This is a genomic window from Methylomagnum sp. (assembly GCF_054333355.1).
Map to the genome: position 1 here is coordinate 1 of NZ_JBTEKS010000344.1, position 4,747 is coordinate 4,747.

3 protein-coding genes are annotated in these 4,747 nt (G+C 63.8%); all 3 read left to right on the forward strand.

The features are described from left to right. Window positions 1–36: 36 nt before the first annotated feature. Window positions 37–3,330, forward strand: a complete 3,294-nt coding sequence (gene fabD, locus ACXWUF_RS18830) for an ACP S-malonyltransferase (RefSeq protein WP_458496127.1) — start codon at window positions 37–39, stop codon at window positions 3,328–3,330. Between the two features lie 2 nt (window positions 3,331–3,332). Further along, window positions 3,333–4,127: a 4'-phosphopantetheinyl transferase family protein gene (locus ACXWUF_RS18835; RefSeq protein WP_458496128.1), complete on the forward strand. Its 795-nt coding sequence runs from the start codon at window positions 3,333–3,335 to the stop codon at window positions 4,125–4,127. Next, the coding region (locus ACXWUF_RS18840) for a hydroxymethylglutaryl-CoA synthase family protein (RefSeq protein WP_458496129.1) at window positions 4,124–4,747 on the forward strand (624 nt) is incomplete at its 3' end. The genes ACXWUF_RS18835 and ACXWUF_RS18840, both read left to right, overlap by 4 nt.

A 4,747-nucleotide genomic window follows, 5' to 3' on the forward strand; every position in this document is an offset into this window, starting at 1 on the left:
ATGAAATCAACCACTGAACGGTGAATGGCAGGGTATATGAAGCGTTCCACGGTCTTCCTGTTTTCCGGGCAAGGCTCCCATTACTTCCAGATGGGCAAGAGCCTCTACGATGGCCATCCCGCGTTCCGCCACCATTTGGACAGGGTGGATGACCTGGCGCGGGAATCGCTTGGGCAATCGGTCATCGCCTATATGTACGACGGCGGGCGGACCATCCACGAGCCCTTCGACCGGCTGTTGTTCAGCCACCCCGCCATCTTCATGGTCGAGTACGCCCTGGCGAAGACCTTGGAGGAACTCGGCATCCGCCCGGACATCCTGCTAGGCTCCAGTCTGGGCGAGTTCACCGCCGCCGTCATCGGGGGCATGGTCGAGGTGGCCGACGCCATCGAAATCCTGGTGCAACAGGCGCGGATGGTCGAACAGACCTGCCCGCCGGGCGGCATGGTCGCGGTGCTGGATTCGGTGAGCCTGTACCACGACAGCCCGGCGTTGCGGGACCACACCGAACTGGCGGGGGTCAATTTCGATGGCCATTTCGTCATTTCCGGCGACCGGAGCCAGTTGGCCCGCGCCCTCCCCTTCCTCTCGGAAAAGGGCGTGACCCACCAAGTCCTCCCGCTGTCCCACGGCTTCCATTCGGCGGGCATCGACGCCATGGAAGCCCCCTACCGGCGTTTCATGGGAACTAAGCCCTTTGGGTCGGCGCGGCTGCCGCTGGTATCCTGTTGTCTGGCGGGTCCGCTGGAATCGGTCAATGCCGATTATCCCTGGCATGTCCTGAGGAAGCCGATCCGGTTCCATGACACCCTCCGCAAGCTGGAAGAGACCGGGCATTACACCTATATCGACCTCGGGCCATCCAAGACCCTGGCCGGTTTCGTCAAGTACGGCCTGCCGCAAACCTCCCGTTCGGAGGTCTTCGGCATCATCAGCCGCTTCGGCGACGAACTGGAGCAATTGCAGGGCTTGCAAAAACATTTCGGCCACGGCCCCGGGTCGGCGCCACGCACTCATTTCAACAAGAGCAATGACATGATCGCTTACGTTTTTCCGGGCCAGGGGGCACAAAAAAAGGGCATGGGCGCCGGGTTGTTCGAGCGCTATCCCGATTGGGTGGCGACCGCTGATTCGATCCTGGGCTATTCCATCCGCGAGCTATGTCTGGACGACCCGGACGGGCGCCTCGCACAGACCCAGTTCACCCAGCCCGCTTTGTATGTGGTCAACGCGCTGACCTATCTCGCCAAGATCGAGGACAGTGGGATAAAGCCCGCGTTTCTGGCCGGGCACAGCCTGGGCGAATACAACGCGCTATTCGCCGCCGGGGTGTTCGATTTCGCGACCGGACTCAAGCTCACCATGCGGCGCGGCGAGTTGATGAGCCGGGCGGCGGGTGGCGGCATGGCGGCGGTCATCGGGCTGGCGGAAGCGGACGTGCGGCGGATTCTCGCCGACTTCCCCGCGCTGTCCCTGTCCAATCTCAACTCGCCCAAGCAGTTCGTCATTGGCGGCTTGAAGGCCGATGTCGTGGCGGCGGAGAGCGCCTTCCTCAAGGGCGGTGCCCAGATGTTTGTGCCCTTGCAGGTCAGCGGGGCTTTTCATACGCCGCTCATGCGGGCCGCCGAGGACGAGTTCCGGGACTTCGCGGCCCGCTTCGCCTTCGCCGACCCGCAGATTCCCGTCGTCGCCAACGCGACGGCCCGGCCTTATGCGCCCGGACAAGTCCGCGACACCTTGGTGAGCCAGATCACCCGTTCCGTGCAATGGACGGATAGCATCCGCTACTTGATGGGCCGGGGCGTCAGCCAATTCGAGGAGGTGGGGCCGGGCAATGTGCTGACCCGGCTCATCGCCCAAATCACCCAGGAGTCCACCCCGCTGGTGGTGCCCGAGGCAAGCCCCCTGCCCTTGCGGTCATCCACCGTGGCGGAAGCGCCGCGCATCCAGGAATCGCCCAACACCCCGGTGCCCTCGAAACTGACGGCCACCACGCTGGGCAGCGCCGATTACCGCCGCGACCATAATCTCCGCTATGCCTATTCCGCCGGTGCCATGTACCGGGGCATCGCCTCCGAAGCCATGGTGGTGCGCTTGGCGAAGGCGGGCTTCATGAGCTTCTTCGGCACCGGCGGGCTGAGCTTGGAGCGCATGGAGCAAGGCATCCGCACCATCCAGGCCGAAGTGGGCGCGGGCCAGACCTACGGCATGAACCTGCTCGCCAGCCCCTTCGCCCCCAAGCTGGAAGAGGCCACCGTGGACCTGTTCCTGCGCTATGGCATCACCCGCGTCGAAGCCGCTGCCTTCGTTCAGGTTTCCCCGGCCCTGGTGCGCTTCCGGGTGGCGGGCTTGGCGTCCGGCGCGGGCGGCGGGGTGATAACCCGCCACATGATCCAGGCCAAGCTATCGCGCCCGGAGGTGGCGCGGGCCTTCATGTCGCCCGCCCCGGAAAGCCTCGTGAACAGATTGCTCCACGAGGGCAGCATCACGGCGGAACAAGCGCGGCTCGCCCGCCTGGTGCCCATGGCCGACGACATCTGCGTGGAAGCGGATTCGGGCGGGCATACGGATCGCGGCATCCCCTACACCCTGATGCCGGCGGTGGTCCGGCTCCGCGACCAGTTGATGAAGGAATACGGCTACCGCAAGCGCATCCGGGTGGGCGCGGCGGGCGGCATCGGCACGCCGGAAGCCGCCGCCGCCGCCTTCATGCTGGGGGCGGAATTCATCGGCACCGGCTCCATCAACCAATGCAGCGTGGAAGCCGGGACCAGCGACGCGGCCAAGGACATGCTCCAAGCCATGGAGGTGCAGGACACCGCCTATTGCCCGGCGGGCGACATGTTCGAAATGGGGGCGCGGGTGCAGGTGCTTAAGAAAGGGCTGCTATTTCCGGGCCGGGCGGAGAAGCTGTATGACTTGTACCTGCGGCACAACTCGTTGGAAGACATCGACCCGAAGACCCGCCAGCAGATTCAGGAGCGCTATTTCCGGCGCAGCTTCGAGGACGTTTGGGCCGATGTCCGCGAGTATTTTTCGAAGCGGGCGCCCGAAGAGTTGGAGAAGGCGGAGATCAATTCGAAGCACCGCATGGCGCTGGTTTTCCGCTGGTATTTCGGTCACACCTCGCGGCTGGCCCAGAGCGGCGATCAATCGCAGGTGGTGGACTACCAAATCCACACCGGCCCCGCCCTCGGTGCCTTCAACCAATGGATGCGCGGCACGCCCTACGAAAACTGGCGGAACCGGCATGTGGACGACATCGGCAAGCGGCTGATGGAAGGCACCGCCGAAGTCCTGAACCGCCGTTTCGCGGAACTGATGTCTTAAATATGCCGAACCGCTTCTCCGGCACACCACCGCTGCCGGATGGGGAAGCGCATATCTGGCTGGCCTGGACGGATCGGTTCACCGAGCCTTCCGCGCTGGACGCCTGCCGCCGCCTGCTGTCGGAGGAGGAAACCGAGCGGTGCGGGCGGTTCCATTTCGAGCGGGACCGGCATTTATACCTCGTCGCCCATGCCATGGTGCGGCACACACTGGCGGCCTATCTGGAGCTTCCGCCCCGCCATCTGCAATTCTCGACCAACGCCTACGGTCGCCCGGAACTCCTGCGCGGGCCGGGAATGCCGAACCTCCGCTTCAATCTCTCCCATACGCGGGGCTTGGCCGCGCTGGTGGTCAACCTCGACCACGACTGCGGCATCGACGTGGAAGCAGAGCGGCGTTCCAGTGATCTCACGGCGCTGGCGACCTCCGTGTTGTCCCCGCCGGAGTTGGAAGCTTTCCGAAACCTGCCTGAATCAGACCGCCCCCACGCCTTCCTGCGTTACTGGACCTTGAAAGAAGCCTACATCAAGGCGCGGGGCCAGGGGCTATCCCTGCCGCTAGACCGTTTCTCTTTTGAAATAAGGGAAAAAATTGCTATCCAATTTCACGCCGGGATTGACGATAATCCCGGCGGCTGGCAATTCACCCAAGAATTCCCCGATCCAGGCCATGTCCTGGCCGTCGCCATCCATCACGGCGCGGGGCCGGAGCTTTTCCTGAGTCACCGGGAATTTGCCCCGTCGGCATTGGCGTCCCCAGTCTTGTCAGCCACCATCCTAGAGACACTGCAACCATGACGGTCGGAATCGAAGCCCTCAACGCTTATTGCGGACAAACCTATCTGGATATTCGGACCCTGTTCGAGGCCCGTGAGTTGAGCCTCAAGCGGTTCGACAATCTGATGATGAACAAAAAGTCGGTCGGGCTGCCCTGCGAAGACCCGGTGACGAACGCCGTCAATGCCGCCAAGCCCATCCTAGACGCCCTCAGCCCGGATGAGAAAGACGCTATCGAACTGGTCATTACCGCGTCGGAATCGGGGATTGATTTCGGCAAGTCGCTCAGCACCTATATCCACCACCATCTGGGACTGAGCCGCACCTGTCGGCTGTTCGAGGTCAAGCAAGCCTGCTACGGCGGCACCGCCGCGCTGCAAATGGCGGCTTGTTTCGTGGCGGCCAACCCGAACCCGGCGGTCAAGGCGCTGGTCATCGCCACCGACGTGGCGAAGGGCGCGGCCAAGATGACCTACGCCGAGCCGTCCCAGGGCGTCGCCGCCGTGGCCATGCTGGTGGGCCGGAAGCCCGAAATCCTCGACCTGGACCTGGGCGCCAACGGCTATCACAGCTACGAGGTCATGGACACCTGCCGCCCCGAGGCGGAAATCGAGACCGGCGACCCGGATTTGTCCCTGATG

Bases quoted from the DNA above. Each gene is read 5' to 3' on its own strand.
- fabD (WP_458496127.1), top strand. From the start codon at position 37: ATGAAGCGTTCCACGGTCTTCCTGTTTTCCGGGCAAGGCTCCCATTAC.
- ACXWUF_RS18835 (WP_458496128.1), top strand. From the start codon at position 3,333: ATGCCGAACCGCTTCTCCGGCACACCACCGCTGCCGGATGGGGAAGCG.